Source organism: Acinetobacter entericus (assembly GCF_026168575.1).
Taxonomy (GTDB): Bacteria; Pseudomonadota; Gammaproteobacteria; order Pseudomonadales; family Moraxellaceae; genus Acinetobacter; species Acinetobacter bouvetii.
Genome location: NZ_JAPEQW010000110.1, coordinates 1 through 849, shown reverse-complemented (window position 1 = coordinate 849; position 849 = coordinate 1). Strand labels below are relative to the sequence as shown.

Annotated in this window: 1 protein-coding gene; it reads right to left on the bottom strand. The window is 46.3% G+C overall.

Features of this window, described 5'->3' with window-relative positions:
• The coding region (locus tag OKC24_RS19775; protein ID WP_265466298.1) for an ISNCY family transposase at window positions 1-849 on the bottom strand (849 nt) is incomplete at both ends.

Here is an 849-nt window from a genome sequence, read left to right as displayed (position 1 = left end):
TTGGCGAACTTCTGATTGAACTGCTCAATGAAGCAGGGTAGCCAGGCATTCGCTTGCTCAATCGAACAGATACCTTCCAAGCGCATTTCTTTGATCAGACGGTCCTGAAGCGTTCTATTCGCCCGTTCTACACGGCCTTTGGCCTGCGGTGAATTGGCGAAGATGATATCGATATTCAGGGTGCTGAGTACACGTCCAAACTGGGTAATCTTGGTGTCTTTCTTGCTGCTTTGATTCACTCTAAAGACTGAATGTTTGTCGCTGTAAAACGCTAAAGGCTTACCGTGCTGTTCGACATATAAACGTGTTGAAATCATATAGTCAAAAGTTGATTCTGACTCACAGAAGCGTAAATGCTGTAATTTACCTGTGGCATCATCAATGAACACCAGTAGACAGCATTTAGCAGCGCGTCCTTCAAACCAGTCATGGTGTGAGCCATCAATTTGGATCAGTTCACCAAAGCAATTCCGGTTGTAACGAGGCTGATACGGGCGTTTCAGGCGCTTGGATCGAGGAATCCATAAGTCAGCTGCAATCATCCAGGAACGCAGGGTTTCTACTGAAAGATCGAGTCCATGTACGGTGGTGAGCTTTTCATGCGCTAAAGTGGGCCCGAAACCATGGAGTTGGTCAGAAACAATATTGAGGCATTTGAGTCTGAGTTCTTCAGGAAGTTTGGAATTGCTGATTTGGCCACGACCGGCATGGGCTAATGCAACTGGACCTTGGGCTTTGTATTTCTGCAGTAAGCGTCTGATCTGACGTTCTGAAATATGAAGTAGCTGAGCAGCATGGGATTGAGTTATGCGTTGATCGCAGATTTCCTGCAAGACCGACAATCGTTTA